The 19,982-nt window shown below is 55.8% G+C and carries 17 protein-coding genes; 10 read left to right on the top strand and 7 right to left on the bottom strand.

Annotated features, from left to right (window positions below; all coding sequences use genetic code 11):
• Positions 1-25: 25 nt before the first annotated feature.
• A complete protein-coding gene (locus tag BJ885_RS18240; protein ID WP_121932359.1) occupies positions 26-412 on the top strand; it encodes a helix-turn-helix domain-containing protein in 387 nt (128 codons plus the stop codon).
• A 98-nt stretch (positions 413-510) separates the two neighbouring features.
• Here BJ885_RS18240 and BJ885_RS18235 read toward each other — a convergent pair whose 3' ends face one another.
• Entirely contained in the window at positions 511-2,454 is a 1,944-nt protein-coding gene (locus BJ885_RS18235; RefSeq protein ID WP_121932360.1) for a bifunctional 2',3'-cyclic-nucleotide 2'-phosphodiesterase/3'-nucleotidase, read from the bottom strand.
• 190 nt (positions 2,455-2,644) lie between these two features.
• Here BJ885_RS18235 and cysQ point away from each other — a divergent pair, with 190 nt between their 5' ends.
• Positions 2,645-3,385, top strand: coding sequence for a 3'(2'),5'-bisphosphate nucleotidase CysQ (gene cysQ, locus BJ885_RS18230; RefSeq protein ID WP_023310160.1), 741 nt, complete (start codon positions 2,645-2,647; stop codon positions 3,383-3,385).
• On the opposite strand, the gene BJ885_RS18225 is transcribed toward cysQ, so the two are convergent.
• Complete coding sequence (locus tag BJ885_RS18225; RefSeq protein ID WP_121932361.1) at positions 3,379-3,936, bottom strand: YtfJ family protein; 558 nt, start codon at positions 3,934-3,936, stop codon at positions 3,379-3,381. The genes cysQ and BJ885_RS18225 overlap by 7 nt on opposite strands.
• A gap of 324 nt (positions 3,937-4,260) precedes the next feature.
• Here BJ885_RS18225 and BJ885_RS18220 point away from each other — a divergent pair, with 324 nt between their 5' ends.
• Positions 4,261-4,467 (top strand): DUF1107 domain-containing protein, encoded by a 207-nt coding sequence (locus BJ885_RS18220; protein ID WP_008501430.1) that lies wholly within the window; start codon positions 4,261-4,263, stop codon positions 4,465-4,467.
• 71 nt (positions 4,468-4,538) lie between these two features.
• Here BJ885_RS18220 and BJ885_RS18215 read toward each other — a convergent pair whose 3' ends face one another.
• Both BJ885_RS18215 and msrA read right to left on the bottom strand, forming a co-directional pair.
• Positions 4,539-5,876, bottom strand: a complete 1,338-nt coding sequence (locus BJ885_RS18215; RefSeq protein ID WP_029741953.1) for a hemolysin family protein — start codon at positions 5,874-5,876, stop codon at positions 4,539-4,541.
• 253 nt (positions 5,877-6,129) lie between these two features.
• Positions 6,130-6,771, bottom strand: coding sequence for a peptide-methionine (S)-S-oxide reductase MsrA (gene msrA / locus BJ885_RS18210; protein ID WP_023310171.1), 642 nt, complete (start codon positions 6,769-6,771; stop codon positions 6,130-6,132).
• A gap of 224 nt (positions 6,772-6,995) precedes the next feature.
• Between msrA and tamA the strand changes: the two genes are divergently transcribed.
• Genes tamA through BJ885_RS18195 form a run of 3 tightly spaced genes read left to right on the top strand, consistent with a single transcriptional unit; the run spans position 6,996 to position 12,849 of the window.
• Positions 6,996-8,729 carry an autotransporter assembly complex protein TamA gene (tamA, locus tag BJ885_RS18205; RefSeq protein WP_121932362.1) on the top strand — a complete coding sequence of 578 codons (1,734 nt, stop codon included), beginning with the start codon at positions 6,996-6,998 and terminating at the stop codon, positions 8,727-8,729.
• Positions 8,726-12,502, top strand: coding sequence for an autotransporter assembly complex protein TamB (gene tamB, locus BJ885_RS18200; RefSeq protein WP_121932363.1), 3,777 nt, complete (start codon positions 8,726-8,728; stop codon positions 12,500-12,502). The genes tamA and tamB overlap by 4 nt, the downstream gene beginning before the upstream one ends.
• Positions 12,503-12,504: 2 nt before the next feature.
• Positions 12,505-12,849 carry a gamma-glutamylcyclotransferase gene (locus BJ885_RS18195; protein WP_014830431.1) on the top strand — a complete coding sequence of 115 codons (345 nt, stop codon included), beginning with the start codon at positions 12,505-12,507 and terminating at the stop codon, positions 12,847-12,849.
• 315 nt (positions 12,850-13,164) lie between these two features.
• On the opposite strand, the gene BJ885_RS18185 is transcribed toward BJ885_RS18195, so the two are convergent.
• From BJ885_RS18185 to ppa, 3 genes are all read right to left on the bottom strand, one after another.
• A complete protein-coding gene (locus tag BJ885_RS18185) occupies positions 13,165-13,635 on the bottom strand; it encodes a hypothetical protein (RefSeq protein WP_029741957.1) in 471 nt (156 codons plus the stop codon).
• A complete protein-coding gene (locus BJ885_RS18180; protein ID WP_023334293.1) occupies positions 13,632-14,216 on the bottom strand; it encodes a hypothetical protein in 585 nt (194 codons plus the stop codon). Before BJ885_RS18180 ends, BJ885_RS18185 begins: the two co-directional genes overlap by 4 nt.
• A 224-nt stretch (positions 14,217-14,440) precedes the next feature.
• Positions 14,441-14,971, bottom strand: coding sequence for an inorganic diphosphatase (gene ppa / locus BJ885_RS18175; RefSeq protein WP_010427397.1), 531 nt, complete (start codon positions 14,969-14,971; stop codon positions 14,441-14,443).
• A gap of 309 nt (positions 14,972-15,280) precedes the next feature.
• Here ppa and ytfQ point away from each other — a divergent pair, with 309 nt between their 5' ends.
• From ytfQ to yjfF, 4 genes are all read left to right on the top strand, one after another.
• Positions 15,281-16,237: a galactofuranose ABC transporter substrate-binding protein YtfQ gene (gene ytfQ, locus BJ885_RS18165; protein WP_014882271.1), complete on the top strand. Its 957-nt coding sequence runs from the start codon at positions 15,281-15,283 to the stop codon at positions 16,235-16,237.
• Between the two features lie 133 nt (positions 16,238-16,370).
• Positions 16,371-17,873: a galactofuranose ABC transporter, ATP-binding protein YtfR gene (gene ytfR, locus BJ885_RS18160; RefSeq protein ID WP_029741733.1), complete on the top strand. Its 1,503-nt coding sequence runs from the start codon at positions 16,371-16,373 to the stop codon at positions 17,871-17,873.
• Between the two features lie 10 nt (positions 17,874-17,883).
• Entirely contained in the window at positions 17,884-18,909 is a 1,026-nt protein-coding gene (ytfT, locus tag BJ885_RS18155; RefSeq protein WP_183128639.1) for a galactofuranose ABC transporter, ATP-binding protein YtfT, read from the top strand.
• Positions 18,896-19,897, top strand: a complete 1,002-nt coding sequence (yjfF, locus tag BJ885_RS18150) for a galactofuranose ABC transporter, permease protein YjfF (RefSeq protein WP_023310175.1) — start codon at positions 18,896-18,898, stop codon at positions 19,895-19,897. Before ytfT ends, yjfF begins: the two co-directional genes overlap by 14 nt.
• Positions 19,898-19,982: the final 85 nt, after the last annotated feature.

Below are 19,982 nucleotides of genomic sequence, written 5' to 3'. Positions count from 1 at the left end.
AGTAAGTACGTACAAAAAGGTAAGTATGAAAACAACGATACCGACGCTCAGCGAACAAATGCGCGATGGCAATCTTTTCGCGGAACAGTGTCCTTCACGCGAGGTGCTCAAACACTTGACCAGCCGCTGGGGTGTCCTGATTCTGCTGGCCCTGCGCCAGGGAACGCATCGCTTTAGCGATCTGCGCCGTAAAATGGGCGGGGTGAGCGAAAAGATGCTGTCCCAGTCACTCCAGGCGCTGGAGCTGGACGGGTTTGTCGATCGCGTGTCGTATCCGGTGGTGCCGCCGCACGTAGAGTATAGCCTGACGCCGATGGGGACTGAGGTGAGCGAGAAGGTCGCCGCGCTGGCGGACTGGATTGAGGTGAATACGCCGAAGGTGATGGCGAACAGGGACGATCGTGCGGCCTGATGTCTTCACCCTGACCTAATGCCTGCGTGGGCGACCCCCTCTCCCATAGGGAGAGGGAACAAACACCAAAAACGGCAACGCATGTTGCCGTTTTGTTTTTACTTACTCAAATCCACCTGATAAATCGCGAATCCGATATCATCCGTTGCGACCTTCTTCATCGGATACTGGGCTTTATCCTTGATAAACGCGGCTGCCTTATCGGACGGCGACGTTTCGAAGCGGATATCCAGTTTGGTATCGCTGTTGATCGGCGCGAGACGCCAGTTGTTATCCACCGCCGGATGAATTTCGCCCGCCTTCTTCGACTCCGCGCTGATCCACGCCGCCAGCACCGAGCGGTTCTCGTCCGGCGAGGCAAAGGCGATGTGGCTATCCCCCGTACCGGCAAACTTACCGCCGTAGGCGCGGTAGTTATTGGTCACGACCAGGAAGGTGGCATTCGGGTCGATCGCCTTGCCGTTGTAGGTCAGGTTTTTGATGCGCTCCGCCTGCGGGTTGATCGCCTGACACTCGCCGTCATATTTCGCCGGCTGGGTGACGTCAATCTGGTAGTTCACGCCGTCGATCACGTCGAAGTTATAGGTACGGAAGCCGTCCCAGTTAATCAGCGACTGTGGCTTACTGCTGTGCGGGTCAATCTGGTTAAACTGTCCGGCAGAGCACTCCAGCCACTCTTTCACCTCCTGGCCCGTCGCTTTTACCACCACCAGCGTGTTCGGGTAGAGGTAGAGATCGGCGGCGTTCCGGAAGGTCAGCTGGCCCTTTTCGACTTCAACATAGCTTGCCGGGTCATTCTTACGCCCGCCCACCTTGAATGGCGCAGCGGCTGACAGAACCGGCAGCTTTGCCAGATCCGGATCGCCCTGCACAAAGTGTTCGGCATAGGCTTTCTGCGCCATGTTGACGACCTGAACGGTCGGGTCGTCCTGAACCAGCGCCAGGAAGCTGTACATGTTGTCGGCGGATTTGCCGAGCGGCTTGCTGACGAATTCGCGCGTAGCGTCGTGATCGTGCTTCAGCACGTCAACCAGTTTTTTATCTTCCGCCGCCAGAGATTTTTTAGCCGCAGCGTCGTAAATCGGGCGCGCTTCGGCTTTTGACTGCGTCACCTTCCAGCTGCCGCTGTCGTTATTCAGCACCAGGTCCACCACGCCAAGGTGGTCGCCCCACATGCCCGGCATCACCGCCGGCACGCCGTTGAGCGTCCCTTTCTCAATGTCCGCCCCTTTGATGCTGGCGAAATCTTTGCCCGGGAAGACCGCGTGGGCGTGGCCGAACAGGATCGCGTCGACGCCCGGAACTTCACTCAGATAGTAAACGGAGTTTTCTGCCATGGTCTGGTACGGATCGGCGGAGAGGCCCGAGTGGGCGACAACGACGACCAGATCGGCGCCTTTTTCGCGCATTTCCGGCACGTATTTGCGCGCGGTTTCGGTGATGTCGTTAACGGTCACTTTACCGTCGAGGTTGGCCTTATCCCACGTCATGATCTGCGGCGGCACAAAGCCGATATAGCCGATTTTCAGCGTCTGTTTTTTACCGTCCTGGTCGACGACGTTGGTCTCTTTAATGAGGTAAGGGGTAAAGAGTGGCTTTTGCGTTTTAACGTCGATGATATTGGCGTTAACGTACGGGAATTTCGCACCGGCGAGCGCATCGTGCAGGTATGTCAGACCGTAGTTGAATTCGTGGTTACCGAGGTTGCCGACGGTATAGTCCAGGGTGTTCATCGCTTTATAAACAGGATGAATCTCGCCTTTTTTCAGCCCCCTGGTCGCCATGTAATCCCCGAGCGGACTGCCCTGAATGAGGTCGCCATTGTCGACCAGCACGCTGTTTTTCACTTCGCCACGCGCCGCATCGATCAGGCTTGCCGTGCGTACCAGGCCGAATTTTTCCGTCGGGGTATCTTTGTAGTAATCGAAGTCCATCATGTTGCTGTGCAGATCGGTCGTTTCCAGAATACGCAGATCTACCGTCGCCGCCTGTACGCTTGCTGCAATCAGCGTCGCCAGAAGCGTTGCACTAAACTTAATCATCAGAGGAGTCCTTTTTTCGATGCAGACCACAAAAGAGTATGTATCTATAGCTTGTTGCTTACAGAAATGTGAATCCTGACAGAAAAAAGTAACCTGAAACCGGAATTGCTTCACAGATAGCGGAATTGTTCACATTACGATATAACTAAAACAAAGAGTTAACCTCACTGCGTTAACAAAGAGGTGGAAAATGCTAGATAAAATTTGTCAGCTCGCACGGGATGCGGGAGATGCCATCATGCAGGTGTATGACGGCAGTAAACCTATGGAGGTTGTCAGCAAGGCCGACGACTCTCCGGTCACGGCGGCGGATATTGCGGCTCATAAGGTGATTCTGAAAGGGTTACAGGCCTTAACGCCGGACATCCCCGTTCTGTCAGAAGAAGCGCCGCAAAGCTGGGACGAGCGCCAGCACTGGCAGCGCTACTGGCTGGTCGATCCGCTGGACGGGACAAAAGAGTTCATCAAGCGCAACGGTGAATTCACCGTCAATATCGCCCTGATTGAGAAGGGCAAAGCGGTGCTGGGCGTGGTCTACGCGCCGGTAATGAAGGTGATGTACAGCGCCGCAGAAGGGAAGGCGTGGAAGGAAGAGTGCGGCGTGCGCAAGCAGATCCAGGTGCGCGATGCGCGTCCACCGCTGGTGGTGATTAGCCGCTCGCACAGCGACAGCGAACTGCAGGAGTACCTGCAGCAGCTGGGTGAACACCAGACTACCTCGATTGGCTCATCGCTGAAATTCTGCCTGGTGGCGGAAGGCCACGCGCAGCTCTACCCTCGCTTTGGGCCAACCAACGTCTGGGATACTGCGGCAGGTCATGCCGTTGCTGCGGCCGCCGGGGCGCATGTTCACGACTGGCAGGGCAAGCCGCTGGACTATACCCCGCGCGAATCCTTCCTCAACCCCGGCTTCCGCGTCTCTATTTACTGAGCCAGCAGCTTATGCAGCAGGTCGACAACCTGCTGCACCTCTTCCTGGGTTAACGCGCCGTCTTTCGCCCACTGTACGCGACCTTCCTTATCCAGCACGATAATCGCGGAGCTCTCTTCCTCCAGCTGCCAGGCCTTACGGGTTACGCCGTTGCTGTCGACGATAAACTGCGACCACGGATAGAGTTTTTTATTGTTCTCAAGGCTGGATCGCACAAACATCCCGGAGCCCGGAATGGCGTCATCGGTGTTAACAATGGTGGTCGTCTGGTAGCGGTCGTGAGGGAATTTTGCGGCCTTGATCGCTTCCACCAGGTTGGCATTTTTCTCTTTTGCGGATGTACGACCGGCAATATGTTGTACAACTCTCACTTTGCCCGCGAGCTGCGCGCTATTCCAGGGTTTGTAGCTAAACTTATCATTGTCGAGAATCAATTCTCCCCGGTCAGCAATGCCGACTGGCGGTACACGTTGTCCTTTTTCAATGTTGTGAGCGGAAGCCCACAGGGGCAGCAGCAGGCAGGCTGCTGCAAGGATATTACGTAGGGTCATGGCGTTTCCTTATTGTTTGCAGGTGATCCGACCACTTGGTCTTGCGCTTTTAATCATAAGTGCGATCAATGGGGTTTTCCCGCAATCCCGATGCCAGTTTGCGGGCGAACGCACATATCCATGAAAAAACGACGGCTTATACTGCTCTCAGTCACGCTTTGCAAAGATTATTCTGAATAATTGTAATCAAACGGTAAATAAACTTATGCACACTGGGTAACACCTAAGTTCTGGTCTATAGTCATTGGGCATTAAAATTTGCGCTCAGGACAGTCGGGCCGATTGTGGCACCGCAAGAGCGTATGATTCGCAGGAGATACAAGAATGAAAATTTTCCAACGCTACAACCCGCTTCAGGTGGCGAAGTACGTGAAGATCCTGTTCCGTGGACGGTTGTACATCAAGGATGTTGGCGCTTTTGAGTTTGATAAGGGCAAGATCCTTGTCCCAAAAGTGAAGGACAAACAGCACCTGTCTGTGATGTCCGAAGTCAACCGTCAGGTTATGCGTCTGCAGACTGAGATGGCTTAACCAACGTGCTATGCAGTAGTTAAAAAAACGGCTCCCAATGGGAGCCGTTGATGTTTGCGGGGGCAGGGAGTTTACGCCGACACCTTCTCTTCCGCGTCCGGCAGCTTTGGTACCAGTACGGTCGGTTTGTTGTCGATGCGCGTCACCAGCAGCTGGTCGATGCGGTAGTTATCAATATCCACCACTTCAAACTTGTAGCCGGAGAACTTCACCGAGTCGGTACGTTTCGGGATCTTACGCAGCATAAACATCATAAAGCCGCCGATGGTCTCGTAGTTACCGGACTGCGGGAACTCGTCGATATCCAGCACGCGCATTACGTCTTCAATCGGCGTGCCGCCATCAATCAGCCATGAATTATCGTCACGCTGAACAATCTGCTCTTCCAGCCCCTGGCCAACCAGGTCGCCCATCAGCGTGGTCATCACGTCGTTCAGGGTGATAATACCCACCACCAGCGCGTATTCGTTCATGATAACCGCGAAGTCTTCCCCGGCGGTTTTGAAACTTTCCAGCGCTTCTGAGAGCGTCAGGGTGTCCGGCACAATCAGGGTATTGCGGATCTGCACGCCGCTGTTGAGCGCGAGGCTCTGGTTTGCCAGCACGCGGTTCAGCAGGTCTTTGGAGTCGACGTAACCGATGATGTGGTCGATATCTTCATTACAGACCAGGAACTTAGAGTGCGGATGCTGCGCCACTTTGTTCTTCAGGCTCTGCTCATCTTCATGTAAATCGAACCAGATAATGTTCTCACGGCCCGTCATGGAAGACGGCACGGTACGGGATTCCAGTTCGAATACGTTCTCAATCAGCTCGTGCTCCTGCTTGCGCAGCACCCCGGCCAGCGCGCCGGCTTCCACCACCGCATAAATGTCGTCAGAGGTGATGTCATCTTTACGCACCATTGGCAGCTTAAAGATGCGGAAAATCACGTTCGCCAGGCCGTTGAAGAACCACACCAGCGGACGAAACACGTACAGACAGAAGCGCATCGGGTTGATGATACGCAAAGCCACAGCTTCTGGCGCAATCATACCGATGCGTTTCGGGGTCAGGTCTGCAAAGAGGATGAACAGGCCGGTTACCAGCGAGAAGGAGAGGATAAAGCTCAGCTGTTCGGCCAGTTCAACGGACACGTACTTAACAAACAGACTATAAAACGCCGGGGAAAACGCCGCATCACCCACGATACCGCCGAGAATGGCGACCGCGTTGAGGCCAATCTGCACCACGGTGAAGAACATCCCGGGGTTTTCCTGCATTTTCAGGATGCGTGTGGCATTGATGTTGCCTTCATCGGCAAGCAGCTTCAGTTTGATTTTACGGGACGCGGCCAGCGAGATCTCAGATATCGAGAAAAACGCGCTGACGGCAATCAGACAAAGTATTACTAAAATACTGTTTAACATAGTTTATCCGGCTTCTCGCCAGATCCTCAGAAGGGGAGTTGATACCATTTGTGTGAAAACACATTGAAAATCAGCTCGTAGCGTTGAGCCGATTATTTCAGCGGGTAGTATAGCGTAAAGAGATGTAAATCTGCCAGAGGTCACAATTTGGCGAAGATGGCCGGCGGGGGCGGCTAACGGGTGGTTGTTATATTATGAGACAACGCAGTCGCTTTCTTGAGCGCCACGCGGCTCGCGTGGCGCTGGGTAAGTATCAGGCCAGCTGTGGCGGCAGGCAGACGCCGATGCCCCCGATACCGCAGTAGCCGTACGGGTTTTTATGCAGATACTGCTGGTGGTCGTCCTCGGCATAGTAGAACGGTTTCGCGGTGGTGATTTCCGTCGTCACCTCGCGCGTATCGCCCGCTTCACGCATGGCCTGCTGGAAACGCTCAAGGCTGGCGCGCGCGGCGGCATCCTGCTCGGGCGTGAGCGGATAAATAGCCGAACGGTACTGTGTGCCGTGGTCGTTGCCCTGGCGCATGCCCTGCGCCGGGTCGTGGTTTTCCCAGAAGACCTGCAGGAGCTGCTCGTAGCTAATGACTGCAGGGTCATAGACCACGCGTACCGCTTCCGCATGCCCGGTTTCGCCGGAGCAGACTTCGCGATAGGTCGGATTCGGCGTGTAGCCGCCCGTGTAGCCAGCCGCCGTGCTGTAAACGCCGGGCAGCTGCCAGAAGAGGCGCTCAACGCCCCAGAAGCAGCCCATGGCGAACAGGGCGATTTCCATTCCCTCCGGCACGTTGGTCATGGAATGGTTATTGACGGCGTGTAAGGTCGCCACAGGCATAGGGGTGTTGCGTCCCGGTAATGCATCAGCTTGTGAAACCAGATGCTTTTTGTCGAATAAACTCACGATGGGGCCTCCCGGGGTGCGATGTTTCGGTTAAGGTTGTCACGAAGCGTTTAATTGAACACAATAAATGCGCTGAATGAGTCTAGATTTAATCATAAGAAATATTTGGGTGTTACACCCGTTTTCAACCCGTGATTTGGGTTTTTGGCTAACAGGCCGTATTTTGCCGCGGAGCGGCACTTCATTTGCTTCCAGGGTGGAAACAGGGATATTCAGGAGAAAACGTGACAAAAATCCGCCAGTTATGTTTAGTCAGTGTGTTGCTGACAAGCGGGATTGCCAGCGCGGCGAATGTCCGTTTGCAGGTTGAGGGGTTATCCGGGGCGCTACAAAAAAACGTGCGTGCGCAGTTGTCGACCATCCAGAGTGATGAGGTGACGCCGGACCGGCGTTTTCGCGCGCGCGTGGATGACGCCATCCGTGAAGGGCTGAAAGCGCTGGGGTATTATGAACCCACCATTGATTTCGATCTCCGCCCGCCGCCAAAGAAGGGGCGCCAGGTCCTTATTGCCCGCGTTTCGCCGGGTGAGCCGGTACTGATTGGCGGTACGAACGTCATCCTGCGCGGCGGGGCGCGTACCGACCGGGATTACCTGGACCTGCTCAGCACGCGGCCGAAAATCGGTACCGTGCTTAACCACGGCGACTACGACCATTTCAAAAAAGAGCTGACGAACGTTTCCCTGCGTAAGGGTTACTTTGACAGCCAGTTCAATAAAAGCCAGCTGGGGATTGCGCTGGATCGGCGTCAGGCCTTCTGGGATATCGACTACGACAGCGGAGAACGCTACCGCTTTGGCGATGTGACGTTTGAAGGTTCGCAAATTCGTGAAGAGTACCTGCAAAACCTCGTGCCGTTCAAAAAAGGGGATTACTACCAGTCGAGGGACCTGGCGGAACTGAACCGTCGTCTTTCCGCTACCGGCTGGTTTAACTCTGTGGTTGTCGCGCCGGAATTTGAGAAGTCTCGCAAAACGAAGGTGTTGCCGCTGCATGGCGTTGTCTCGCCGCGCACCGAGAACACCATTGAGACCGGTGTTGGCTACTCGACGGATGTTGGACCACGCGTGAGAACCTCGTGGAAAAAACCGTGGATGAACTCGTACGGTCACAGCCTGACCACCAGCCTGAGCCTCTCTGCGCCCGAGCAGCAGCTGGATTTCAGCTACAAAATGCCGCTGCTGAAAAATCCGCTTGAGCAATATTACCTTGTGCAGGGCGGTTTTAAGCGCACCGATTTGAACGACACCAAGCAGGATTCTACGACGCTTGCGGTCTCCCGCTTCTGGGATCTCTCCAGCGGCTGGCAGCGCGCCATCAACCTGCGCTGGAGCCTGGACCACTTTACCCAGGCCAACGTCACCAACACCACCATGCTGCTTTATCCGGGCGTGATGATCAGCCGTACCCGCTCGCGCGGGGGCCTGATGCCGACCTGGGGCGACTCACAGCGCTACTCCATCGATTATTCCAACTCCGCCTGGGGCTCCGACGTGGACTTCTCCGTCCTGCAGGCGCAAAACGTCTGGATCCGCACGCTGTACGACAAACACCGCTTTGTGATGCGCGGCAATCTCGGCTGGATTGAAACGGGAGACTTCGAGCGCGTTCCGCCGGATCTGCGCTTCTTCGCCGGGGGCGACCGCAGCATTCGTGGGTATAAGTACAAATCGATCTCACCTGAGAACGAAAAGGGCCAGCTGACCGGTGCGTCAAAACTGGCGACGGGATCGCTGGAGTATCAGTACAACGTCAGCGGAAAGTGGTGGGGCGCCATGTTTGTTGACGGCGGTGAAGCGGTGAACGATATCCGCCGCAGCGACTTTAAAACCGGCGCGGGCGTGGGCGTACGCTGGCAGTCACCCGTCGGGCCGATCAAGCTCGACTTCGCCGTGCCTGTCGGCGACAAAGAAGAGCACGGATTACAGTTTTACATCGGTCTGGGGCCTGAATTATGAGTTTATGGAAGAAAATAAGCCTCGGGGTGCTGATTTTTATCGTGCTGCTGCTCGGTACGGTGGCGTTTCTGGTGGGGACGACGACCGGGCTGCATCTGCTGTTTAACGCTGCGAACCGCTGGGTGCCGGGGCTGGAGATTGGCCAGGTAACGGGCGGCTGGCGCGATCTGCGTCTGAAGAACATCCGCTATGAGCAGCCGGGCGTGGCGGTGAACGCCGGGGAGTTTCATCTCGCGGTGAAGCTGGGCTGCCTGCGCGACAGTAAGCTCTGCGTCAACGATCTGTCGCTAAAAGACGTCAACGTGGCGATAGATTCGAAAAAAATGCCGAAGTCAGCGCCGGTCGAGGAAGAGGACAGCGGCCCGCTGAATCTCTCCACGCCGTACCCGATCGCGCTCTATCGGGTGGCGCTCGATAACGTCAATATCAAAATCGATGACACCACAGTGTCCGTGATGGATTTCTCCTCCGGCCTGCGCTGGCAGGAGAAAAACCTCACCCTGACGCCGACGTCCCTGCAGGGCTTGCTGATCGCGCTGCCGAAAGTGGCAGACGTGGCGCAGGAGGAGATCGTCGAGCCGAAGATCCAGAACCCGCAGCCGGAAGAGAAGCCGCTGGGCGAAACGCTGAAAGATCTCTTCTCGAAGCCTGTCCTGCCGGAAATGACCGACGTTCACCTGCCGCTGAATCTCAACATCGAGGAGTTCAAAGGCGAGCAGCTGCGCCTGACCGGCGATACCGATCTGACGGTCTACACTATGCTGCTGAAGGTCAGCAGCATTGACGGCAACATGAAGCTCGACGCGCTGGATATCGACACCAACCAGGGCTCGGTGAATGCGTCAGGGAATGCCCTGCTGCGCGACAACTGGCCGGTGGACATTACGCTTAACAGTGCCCTCAACATCGATCCGCTGAAAGGCGAAAAGGTGAAGGTCAAAGTGGGCGGTGCGCTGCGCGACAAGCTGGACGTCGGGGTGAATCTCTCCGGCCCGGTGGACATGGTCCTGCGCGCGCAAACGCAGCTGGCGGAAGCCGGGCTGCCGCTCAATCTTGAGGTTGTCAGCAAGCAGCTTTCCTGGCCGTTCACCGGCGAAAAACAGTTCCAGGCCGATGACCTGAAGCTGAAGCTGAGCGGCAAGATGACCGACTACATGCTCTCGTTCCGCACCGCGGTGAAGGGGCAGGGCGTGCCGCCCGCGAACATCACGCTGGATGCGAAGGGCAACGAACAGCAGGTCAACCTCGACAAGCTGACCATCGCGGCGCTGGAAGGCAAAACCGAGCTGACCGCGCTGCTCGACTGGCAGCAGGCGATCAGCTGGCGCGGCGAGCTGAAGCTGACGGGCATTAACACCGCCAAAGAGGTGCCGGACTGGCCGTCGAAACTGGATGGCCTGATTAAAACCCGCGGCAGCCTGTACGGCGGTACGTGGCAGATGGACGTGCCTGAAATTAAGCTCACCGGGAACGTGAAGCAGAACAAGGTTAACGTTGAAGGCTCGGTGAAAGGCAACAGCTATCTGCAGTGGGTTATCCCGGGGCTGCACGTGGCGCTGGGCCGCAACACGGCGGATATCAAAGGCGAGCTGGGGGTGAAGGATCTCAATCTGGACGCCACCATCGACGCGCCGAATCTCGACAACGCCCTGCCGGGTCTGGGCGGCACGGCGAAAGGTCTCGTGAAAGTGCGCGGTACGGTGGAGGCGCCGCAGCTGCTGGCGGACATTACCGCCAATAACCTGCGCTGGCAGGAGCTGAGCGTTGCCCGCGTCCGCGTGGAAGGGGATGTGAAATCCACCGATCAGATCGGCGGTAGCCTGAACCTGCGCGTGGAGCGCATTTCTCAGCCGGACGTGAACATTAACCTGGTCACCCTGGACGCCAAAGGAAACGAGAAGCAGCACGACCTCCAGCTGCGCGTGCAGGGCGAGCCGATCTCCGGCCAGCTGCACCTGACCGGCAGCTTCGACCGCAAGGAAGAACGCTGGAAAGGGACGCTGGATAACACGCGTTTCACTACACCGGTCGGGCCGCTGGCGCTCTCGCGATCCATTGCCCTCGACTACCGCAACGCCGAGCAGAAGATCAGCATCGGGCCACACTGCTGGATCAACCCGAATGCGAAGCTGTGCGTGCCGCAGACCATCGATGCGGGTGCGGAAGGGCGCGCGCAGATCAACCTCAATCGCTTCGATCTGGCGATGCTGAAGCCGTTTATGCCGGACACAACCCAGGCCAGCGGCGTCTTCAGCGGGAAGGCCGATGTGGCCTGGGACACCACCAAAGAGGGGCTGCCGCAGGGCAGCGTCACGCTGTCCGGGCGTAACGTGAAGGTGACGCAGGAGGTCAACGACGCGCCGCTGCCGGTGGCGTTCGACACCCTGAACCTGAGTGCCGATCTGCATAACAATCGCGCACAGCTGGGGTGGACGATCCGCCTGACCAACAACGGTCAGCTGGACGGGGAGGTCCAGATTACCGATCCGCAGGGACGGCGTAATCTGGGCGGCAACGTCAACGTCCGTAACTTCAACCTGGCGATGGTGAACCCGATTTTCGCGCGCGGGGAAAAAGCGGAGGGGATGGTGAACGCTAACCTGCGCCTGGCCGGTAACGTGCAAAGCCCGCAGCTGTTCGGCCAGCTGCGCCTCAGCGGCGTGGATATCGACGGTAACTTCATGCCGTTTGACATGCAGCCCAGCCAGATTGCGATGAACTTCAACGGCATGAGTTCGACGCTGAGCGGCTCGGTATTGACGCAGCAAGGGCAAATCAACCTGAGCGGCGACGCGGACTGGAGCCAGATCGATAACTGGCGCGCCCGCATCGCGGCGAAGGGGAGCCGGGTACGCATCACCGTACCGCCAATGGTGCGCCTGGACGTTTCGCCTGATGTGGTCTTTGAAGCCACGCCAAGCCTCTTTACGCTTGACGGGCGCGTCGACGTGCCGTGGGCGCGCATCGTGGTTCACGACGTGCCGGAAAGCGCGGTCGGCGTCTCAAGTGATGAAGTTATGCTCAATGAAAATCTGAAACCTATCGAACAGAAGAGCGCTGGCATACCGATTAATAGTAACCTTATCGTGCACGTGGGGAATAACGTGCGGTTGAATGCGTTTGGGCTGAAGGCGAGGCTTACGGGCGATCTGAAAGTGGCGCAGGATAAACAAGGGCTTGGCCTGAACGGGCAGATCACTATTCCTGAAGGGCGTTTCCACGCCTATGGTCAGGATCTGATTGTGCGCAAAGGCGAGCTGCTGTTCTCCGGTCCACCGGATCAGCCCCTGTTGAACATCGAAGCGATTCGTAACCCGGAAGCGACGGAAGACGACGTCATTGCTGGCGTTCGCGTCACCGGTTCCGCCGACGAACCGAAGGCGGAGATCTTCTCTGACCCGGCGATGTCGCAGCAGGAAGCTCTCTCTTATCTGCTGCGTGGACAAGGTCTGAACAGCGGACAAAGCGACAGTGCGGCGATGACCTCGATGTTAGTGGGTCTGGGGGTTGCACAAAGTGGGCAGGTTGTGGGTAAAATCGGCGAGACGTTCGGCGTAAGCAATCTGGCGCTGGACACCCAGGGCGTGGGTGACTCCTCGCAGGTGGTGGTCAGCGGCTATGTACTGCCGGGTCTGCAGGTAAAATATGGTGTGGGGATCTTTGACTCACTGGCAACTCTCACGTTACGCTATCGCCTGATGCCCAAGCTATATCTGGAAGCAGTGTCCGGCGTAGACCAGGCACTTGATCTGCTCTATCAGTTTGAGTTTTAGCAATGCGAATATTTGTCTACGGCAGTTTACGAACCAAGCAAGGCAACAGTCACTGGATGACCAATGCCCTGCTGCTGGGGAATTACAATATCGAGAACTACCAGTTGTACAGCCTGGGCCACTATCCAGGCGCGGTTCCGGGCGAAGGAACAGTACAGGGTGAAGTCTATCGTATTGATAACGCGACGCTTGCCGAACTTGATGCCTTGCGCACCAGGGGCGGTGAATACGCACGCCAGTTGATCCAGACGCCGTACGGAAGTGCGTGGATGTACGTCTACCAGCGTCCGGTCGAAGGGTTAACGCGGATTGTAAGCGGTAACTGGTTAGACAGAGACCAGTACTGAAAAAAAACAACGCCACCATGAGGTGGCGTTGTTTTTTTGCTCCTTCAACTCTCTTCTGTATCCCGGCGCCGGGTTAAAAACAGAGGAACGAACAGCATGATATAGGGGGCAATAAGCCATAACAAACACAGGGCGCGTGAACGGCCATAATAGTTTATGCACCGCGTATTGCTTGAAATGACGGGCAGGAAAAACAGTAAAAACAGCAGAATCGCATAATCGCTTCGATAAGGGATCCATAAGTAAAACAAAAACCAGGCAAGCTGGAATGTCATGATGCAGAGATACTGCCATTTGCTGTCTTTGCCGTAACAGTCAAACGCCTTTATGTAGCCCATCTTTATGCTTTGAAGAAAGAAACTTAGCATGTATAACGCTCACGATCGCGACGGTCAGGAGTGTGCTCGTCAGCAACGCCCCTAAAAAATAGCTGTGGGTAATATCAGTAGCACCCGAGCCTAAAGTATGTAATTTACTATATCCTCTATCTACTGCAACAAAAAGCGTATATAGCCCGATGTTAATACAGAACTGAAGCAGACAAGAAGTGACAATATTTCCTGGGATTTTTTTTAATAGAGTAAGTGACGCATAAATAATACTTGCTGATAGCGCGAAGTAAAGCCCGTTAAATAAACTGGATAGTAAAGAACTATTTATTTCGCTGAATATTAAATTATCGCTTCCATAGTACCATGACAGATATTCAACATACGTACTTCTGCCAAAGATAAAGGAGGCAACAATAAGGATAAATAGGCTCACAATATGGCTTTTCTTACTCATAATTTTGCTCCCTTAGATAGCAGTTCCTTCATCGTTTTACTGGCTTCTAGCTGATCTTTGATTATGGCAAGGTCACGAGTATTGTGGTTATATTTTGCAATAGCGGTTGGCGTACCTTTACCACCATTGTCCATAAAGAAGACAATATCCTTACGACCATAAAGAAGAACTTGTGGGATGGGATCCCGCCCATAGCTCACCGCCTGTGGCAGGGAGTGGATAGACTCTGTCGTGAGGAACCGAGGAATATTTTCATGCTCAATATTACCTAAAGGCGTTGTGGCGACAAGAGAGCCAATAAAATCGGTCGTATACACTAACGCATCTGTATCTTTGGTCGTTACTTTTGAACCCGTAATATATTTTATCTGTTGCCAAAGAGTAATATCTTTAGGGGAAACCTTAACGCCATCCATAAACATATCTTGCTTGCGCTTTAGCTGAATGACAGTACGGTGCACCTGTGTTAAAGAGGGGCTGATTTCCCCAATAGAAGGCATAAGACCATCGCGAGAATAAAGCCGTTCAATGATAAAATAAATCCCAGTTGGGCGGGCAACGTCAATGTTAATGGATGACATATGAATCCTGTAAGGAAGGGGGATTAATGTTCATCATGACAGTATGTTGCGAACAGCCTGGCTATTCAACCACTCCCACCATAAATGATAGGGCGTCTTTTCTTTTTTTTAATACCCAAATCAAAAGGAATGGGATTTTTCTTAAATAATCCGTTTGTACTGCTTTTAACCAACGAAATAAAAAAGCCCCGACCAGCGGGGCTTTCATCGATCGGCAGTAAGAATTACTTCTTAGCAGCGCGTTCGAAAGAGGCGATGATTTCTGCTTTCGCCGCTTCTGCGTTGTCCCAGCCGTCAACTTTAACCCACTTGCCTTTTTCGAGGTCTTTGTAGTGCTCGAAGAAGTGAGTGATCTGCGCTTTCAGCAGCTCTGGCAGGTCGTTCACATCTTTGATGTGATCGTATTCTTTGCTCAGCTTGGTGTGCGGTACCGCAACCAGCTTCGCATCTTCACCGGATTCGTCGGTCATTTTCAGCACGCCAACTGGACGGCAGCGAATGACGGAGCCTGGCTCCAGTGGGTATGGCGTTGGGACCAGCACGTCAACCGGGTCACCGTCCAGAGACAGGGTGTGGTTGATGTAACCGTAGTTGCACGGATAGAACATCGCGGTAGACATGAAACGGTCTACGAACAGGGCGCCGCTCTCTTTGTCCACTTCGTATTTGATCGGATCTGCGTTAGCCGGGATTTCGATAACTACGTAGATGTCTTCTGGCAGTTCTTTACCCGCTGGGACGTTGAGTAAGCTCATGTCGGTGTCCTTTAAAATGGATGGTAAACAAGTGGCAGGTATTATAGCCAACTCGCGCTGAATGTCTCCGCCTGTTTTCGCTTTCTCTCCCCGCTTTCCCCACTTTTCAGACCCTTTCCATGACAGAAAAATCCATAAACTCAGCCGCATTTTTCATGGTGAAATGAAAGCGATTACAAACTTGTGATTAACGTTTTATTCACTTTTCTGAAGTGTGATGTAACGCAATTCGTTACATATTTCATGGGCTATAGTCATTTCGCAGAACATCTTTTAACCAACAATAAACACCCCTACGAGGACGCTCATATGTGGAAGCGCTTACTTCTTGTCACAGCAGTTTCGGCAGCCATGTCGTCTATGGCGATGGCCGCTCCCTTAACCGTAGGTTTTTCGCAGGTCGGCTCTGAATCTGGCTGGCGAGCGGCAGAAACCAACGTTGCGAAAAGCGAGGCTCAGAAACGCGGCATTACCCTGAAAATCGCCGATGGTCAGCAAAAACAAGAGAATCAGATCAAAGCCGTGCGCTCCTTTATCGCCCAGGGCGTGGATGCCATCTTTATTGCACCCGTCGTGGCGACCGGCTGGGAACCCGTCCTGAAGGAAGCGAAAGACGCTGAGATCCCGGTCTTCCTGCTCGACCGTTCCATCGACGTTAAAGACAAATCCCTCTATATGACCACTGTGACCGCCAACAACGTGCTGGAAGGGCAATTGATTGGCGACTGGCTGGTGAAGCAGGTTGACGGCAAGCCGTGTAACGTCGTTGAGCTGCAGGGCACCGTCGGCGCGAGCGTGGCCATCGACCGTAAAAAAGGCTTTGCTGAGGCCATCGCTAAAGCGCCAAACATCAAGATTATCCGCTCTCAGTCCGGCGACTTTACGCGCAGTAAAGGTAAAGAGGTCATGGAGAGCTTTATTAAGGCTGAAAACAACGGCAAGAACATCTGCATGGTTTACGCCCACAACGATGACATGGTGATCGGTGCGATTCAGGCAATTAAAGAAGCGGGCCTGAAGCCGGGCAAAGATATCCTCACCGGCTCTATCGACGGTGTGCCGGACATCTACAAAGCGATGATTGACGGCGAAGCCAACGCCAGCGTGGAGCTGACGCCAAACATGGCGGGCCCGGCATTCGACGCGCTGGAGAAATTCAAGAAAGACGGCACGATGCCTGAGAAGGTGACGGTCACCAAGTCCACGCTCTACCTGCCTGACACGGCGAAAGAAGAGTTAGAGAAGAAGAAAAATATGGGCTACTAAGACCCGCGCCCCTCACCCCAGCCCTCTCCCCGGAGGGGAGAGGGAGAAAGGCAGGGCGGAGCTGGATATTAACAATTGGCACGATCAATCCCCTCTCCCCTCCGGGGAGAGGGTCAGGGTGAGGGGGAAAACCATGACCACTGAACAACACCAGGAAATCCTCCGCACAGAGGGCTTAAGCAAATTCTTCCCCGGCGTAAAGGCGCTGGATAACGTTGATTTCAGCCTGCGGCGCGGAGAGATCATGGCGCTGCTGGGCGAGAACGGCGCTGGAAAATCGACGCTGATTAAATCCCTGACCGGCGTTTATCATGCCGATCGCGGCACCATCTGGCTGGAAGGCAACGCCATTTCGCCGAAAAATACCGCCCATGCCCAGCAGCTGGGGATCGGGACGGTGTACCAGGAAGTGAACCTGCTGCCGAATATGTCGGTGGCGGATAATCTGTTTATTGGCCGTGAGCCGCGCCGTTTTGGCCTGCTGCGCCGCAAAGAGATGGAGGCGCGGGCGACAAAGCTGATGGAATCGTACGGCTTCTCCCTCGACGTCCGCGAGCCGCTGAACCGCTTTTCCGTGGCGATGCAGCAGATCGTCGCCATCTGTCGCGCGATCGATCTCTCTGCAAAAGTGCTGATCCTCGACGAACCCACCGCCAGCCTCGATACCCAGGAAGTGGAGATGCTCTTTACCCTGATGCGCCAGCTGCGCGATCAGGGCGTCAGCCTGATCTTCGTTACCCACTTCCTCGATCAGGTATATGAGGTAAGCGATCGTATCACGGTGCTGCGCAACGGCAGCTTTGTCGGCTGCCGCGAAACCCGTGAGCTGCCGCAGATCGAACTGGTGAAAATGATGCTGGGTCGCGAGCTGGAAACTAACGCCCTTCAGCGCGCAGGGCGCACGCTGCTGAGCGAGAAACCGGTCGCCGCGTTCAGCGATTACGGCAAGAAAGGCGTGATATCGCCGTTTAATCTGGAAGTCCGCCCGGGCGAAATTGTCGGGCTGGCGGGCCTTCTGGGCTCCGGCCGGACCGAAACCGCCGAGGTGATCTTCGGGATCAAACCTGCCGACAGCGGCACGGCGCTGATCAAGGGCAAACCGCAAACCTTACGATCGCCGCATCAGGCCTCCTGCCTGGGCGTCGGCTTCTGCCCGGAAGATCGGAAAACGGACGGTATTATTGCCGCGGCCTCGGTGAGGGAAAATATCATCCTGGCGCTGCAGGCCCAGCGCGGCTGGCTGCGTCCGATCCCCCGTAAAGAGCAAAACGCCATCGCCGAGCGCTTTATCCGCCAGCTCGGCATCCGCACGCCGAGCGCGGAACAGCCTATTGAGTTCCTCTCCGGCGGCAACCAGCAGAAGGTGCTGCTGTCTCGCTGGCTGCTGACCAAACCCCAGTTCCTGATCCTCGACGAACCAACCCGCGGCATTGACGTGGGCGCGCACGCTGAAATTATCCGGCTTATCGAAACGCTGTGCGCGGACGGTCTGGCGCTGCTGGTTATTTCGTCCGAGCTGGAGGAGCTGGTGGGCTATGCCGATCGCGTCATCATCATGCGCGATCGCAAACAGGTGGCAGAGATCCCGCTGGATAAGCTGTCCGTTCCGGCGATCATGAATGCCATCGCGGCATAAGGAGTAAATCGTGATGCCCCGTTCGCTTTCGCAAACCGGTGAGTCAAAGCGCCGATTCAGCTGGCCAACCGGCACGCCGCAAATCGCAGCGCTGCTGGTTGTTCTGCTGGTTGATAGCCTGGTCGCGCCGCATTTCTTCCAGATTATCATGCAGGATGGTCGCCTGTTTGGCAGCCCGATAGACATTCTAAACCGTGCCGCGCCGGTGGCGCTGCTGGCCATCGGGATGACGCTGGTCATCGCCACCGGCGGGATTGACCTCTCCGTCGGCGCGGTGATGGCTATCGCCGGGGCCACGGCAGCCTCCATGACCGTGTCCGGACACAGCCTGCCGGTGGTACTGCTGGCGGCCTTAGGCACCGGCGTGCTGGCCGGATTATGGAACGGCATTCTGGTGGCGGTGCTGAAAATTCAGCCCTTTGTCGCCACCCTTATCTTAATGGTGGCCGGGCGCGGCGTGGCGCAGCTGATCACCTCCGGACAGATTGTCACCTTTAACTCGCCGAGCCTGGCGTGGATCGGGAGCGGCAACCTGCTGTTCTTCCCGACGCCGGTGATCGTTGCCCTGGCCACGCTCGTTGTCTTCTGGCTTTTCACCCGCAAAACGGCGCTGGGCATGTTCATTGAGGCCGTCGGGATCAACATCCGCGCCGCGCGCAACGCCGGGGTCAACACCCGCCTGATGGTGATGCTGACCTACGTGCTGAGCGGCGTCTGCGCCGCCATCGCCGGGGTCATCGTCGCGGCGGATATTCGCGGGGCCGATGCCAACAACGCGGGGCTCTGGCTGGAGCTGGACGCGATCCTCGCGGTGGTGATCGGCGGCGGGTCGCTGATGGGCGGGCGCTTTAACCTGCTGCTCTCGGTGATAGGCGCGCTGATCATTCAGGGAATGAACACCGGGATCCTGCTTTCGGGGTTTCAGCCGGAACTCAACCAGGTGGTGAAGGCGGTGGTCGTGCTCTGCGTGCTGATCGTCCAGTCGCCGCGCTTTGTCAGCATCATTAAGGGGATCCGTGGCCATGATAAAACGTAATTTACCGTTGATGATCACGCTGGGCGTGTTTGTGCTGGGGTACCTCTACTGCCTCACCCAATTCCCCGGTTTTGCCTCCACGCGTGTGATCTGCAATATCCTGACCGATAACGCCTTTTTAGGCATCATCGCCGTCGGGATGACATTTGTGATCCTCTCTGGCGGAATCGATCTCTCCGTCGGGTCAGTGATCGCGTTTACGGGCGTGTTCCTCGCGAAGGCGATCGGCTTCTGGGGGATCTCTCCGCTGGTGGCGTTTCCGCTGGTGCTGGCGATGGGCTGCGCGTTTGGCGCCTTTATGGGGCTGCTGATCGACGCGTTAAAAATCCCGGCGTTTATCATTACCCTCGCGGGAATGTTCTTCCTGCGCGGGGTGAGCTACCTGGTGTCGGAAGAGTCGATTCCGATTAACCATCCGGTGTACGACACGCTCTCCAGCCTGGCGTGGAAAATTCCCGGCGGCGGCCGCCTGAGCGCGATGGGGCTGCTGATGCTGGGCGTGGTGGTGATTGGCATCTTCCTCGCCCATCGTACCCGGTTTGGCAATCAGGTGTACGCCATCGGCGGTAGCGCTACGTCGGCAAACCTGATGGGGATCTCAACCCGCAGCACCACCATCCGCATCTATATGCTCTCGACCGGCCTGGCGACGCTGGCGGGTATCGTCTTCTCGGTGTATACCCAGGCGGGCTATGCCCTTGCAGGCGTGGGCGTAGAGCTGGATGCGATTGCTTCTGTGGTTATCGGCGGCACGCTGCTCAGCGGCGGGGTGGGCACGGTGCTGGGAACGCTGTTCGGCGTGGCCATCCAGGGGCTGATACAAACCTATATCAACTTTGACGGCACGCTCAGCTCCTGGTGGACGAAGATCGCCATCGGCATTCTGCTGTTTATTTTTATTGCCCTGCAGCGTGGCCTGACGGTGCTCTGGGAGAACCGTCAAAGCTCGCCTGTTACCCGCGTAAACACATCGGTAACAGAGCGATAACACGCTGAATTTGCTTAAAGTCTAAACATTTTCCGGTAGCGGCCGATACTCTTTTTTTATGCCCAGAAATATCTCGCTACCGGAA

Origin of the sequence: Enterobacter sp. WP_7_1, assembly GCF_003688535.1 — a bacterium.
GTDB classification, from domain to species: Bacteria; Pseudomonadota; Gammaproteobacteria; order Enterobacterales; family Enterobacteriaceae; genus Enterobacter; species Enterobacter asburiae.
This window is presented reverse-complemented; position numbering and strand designations above follow the sequence as displayed.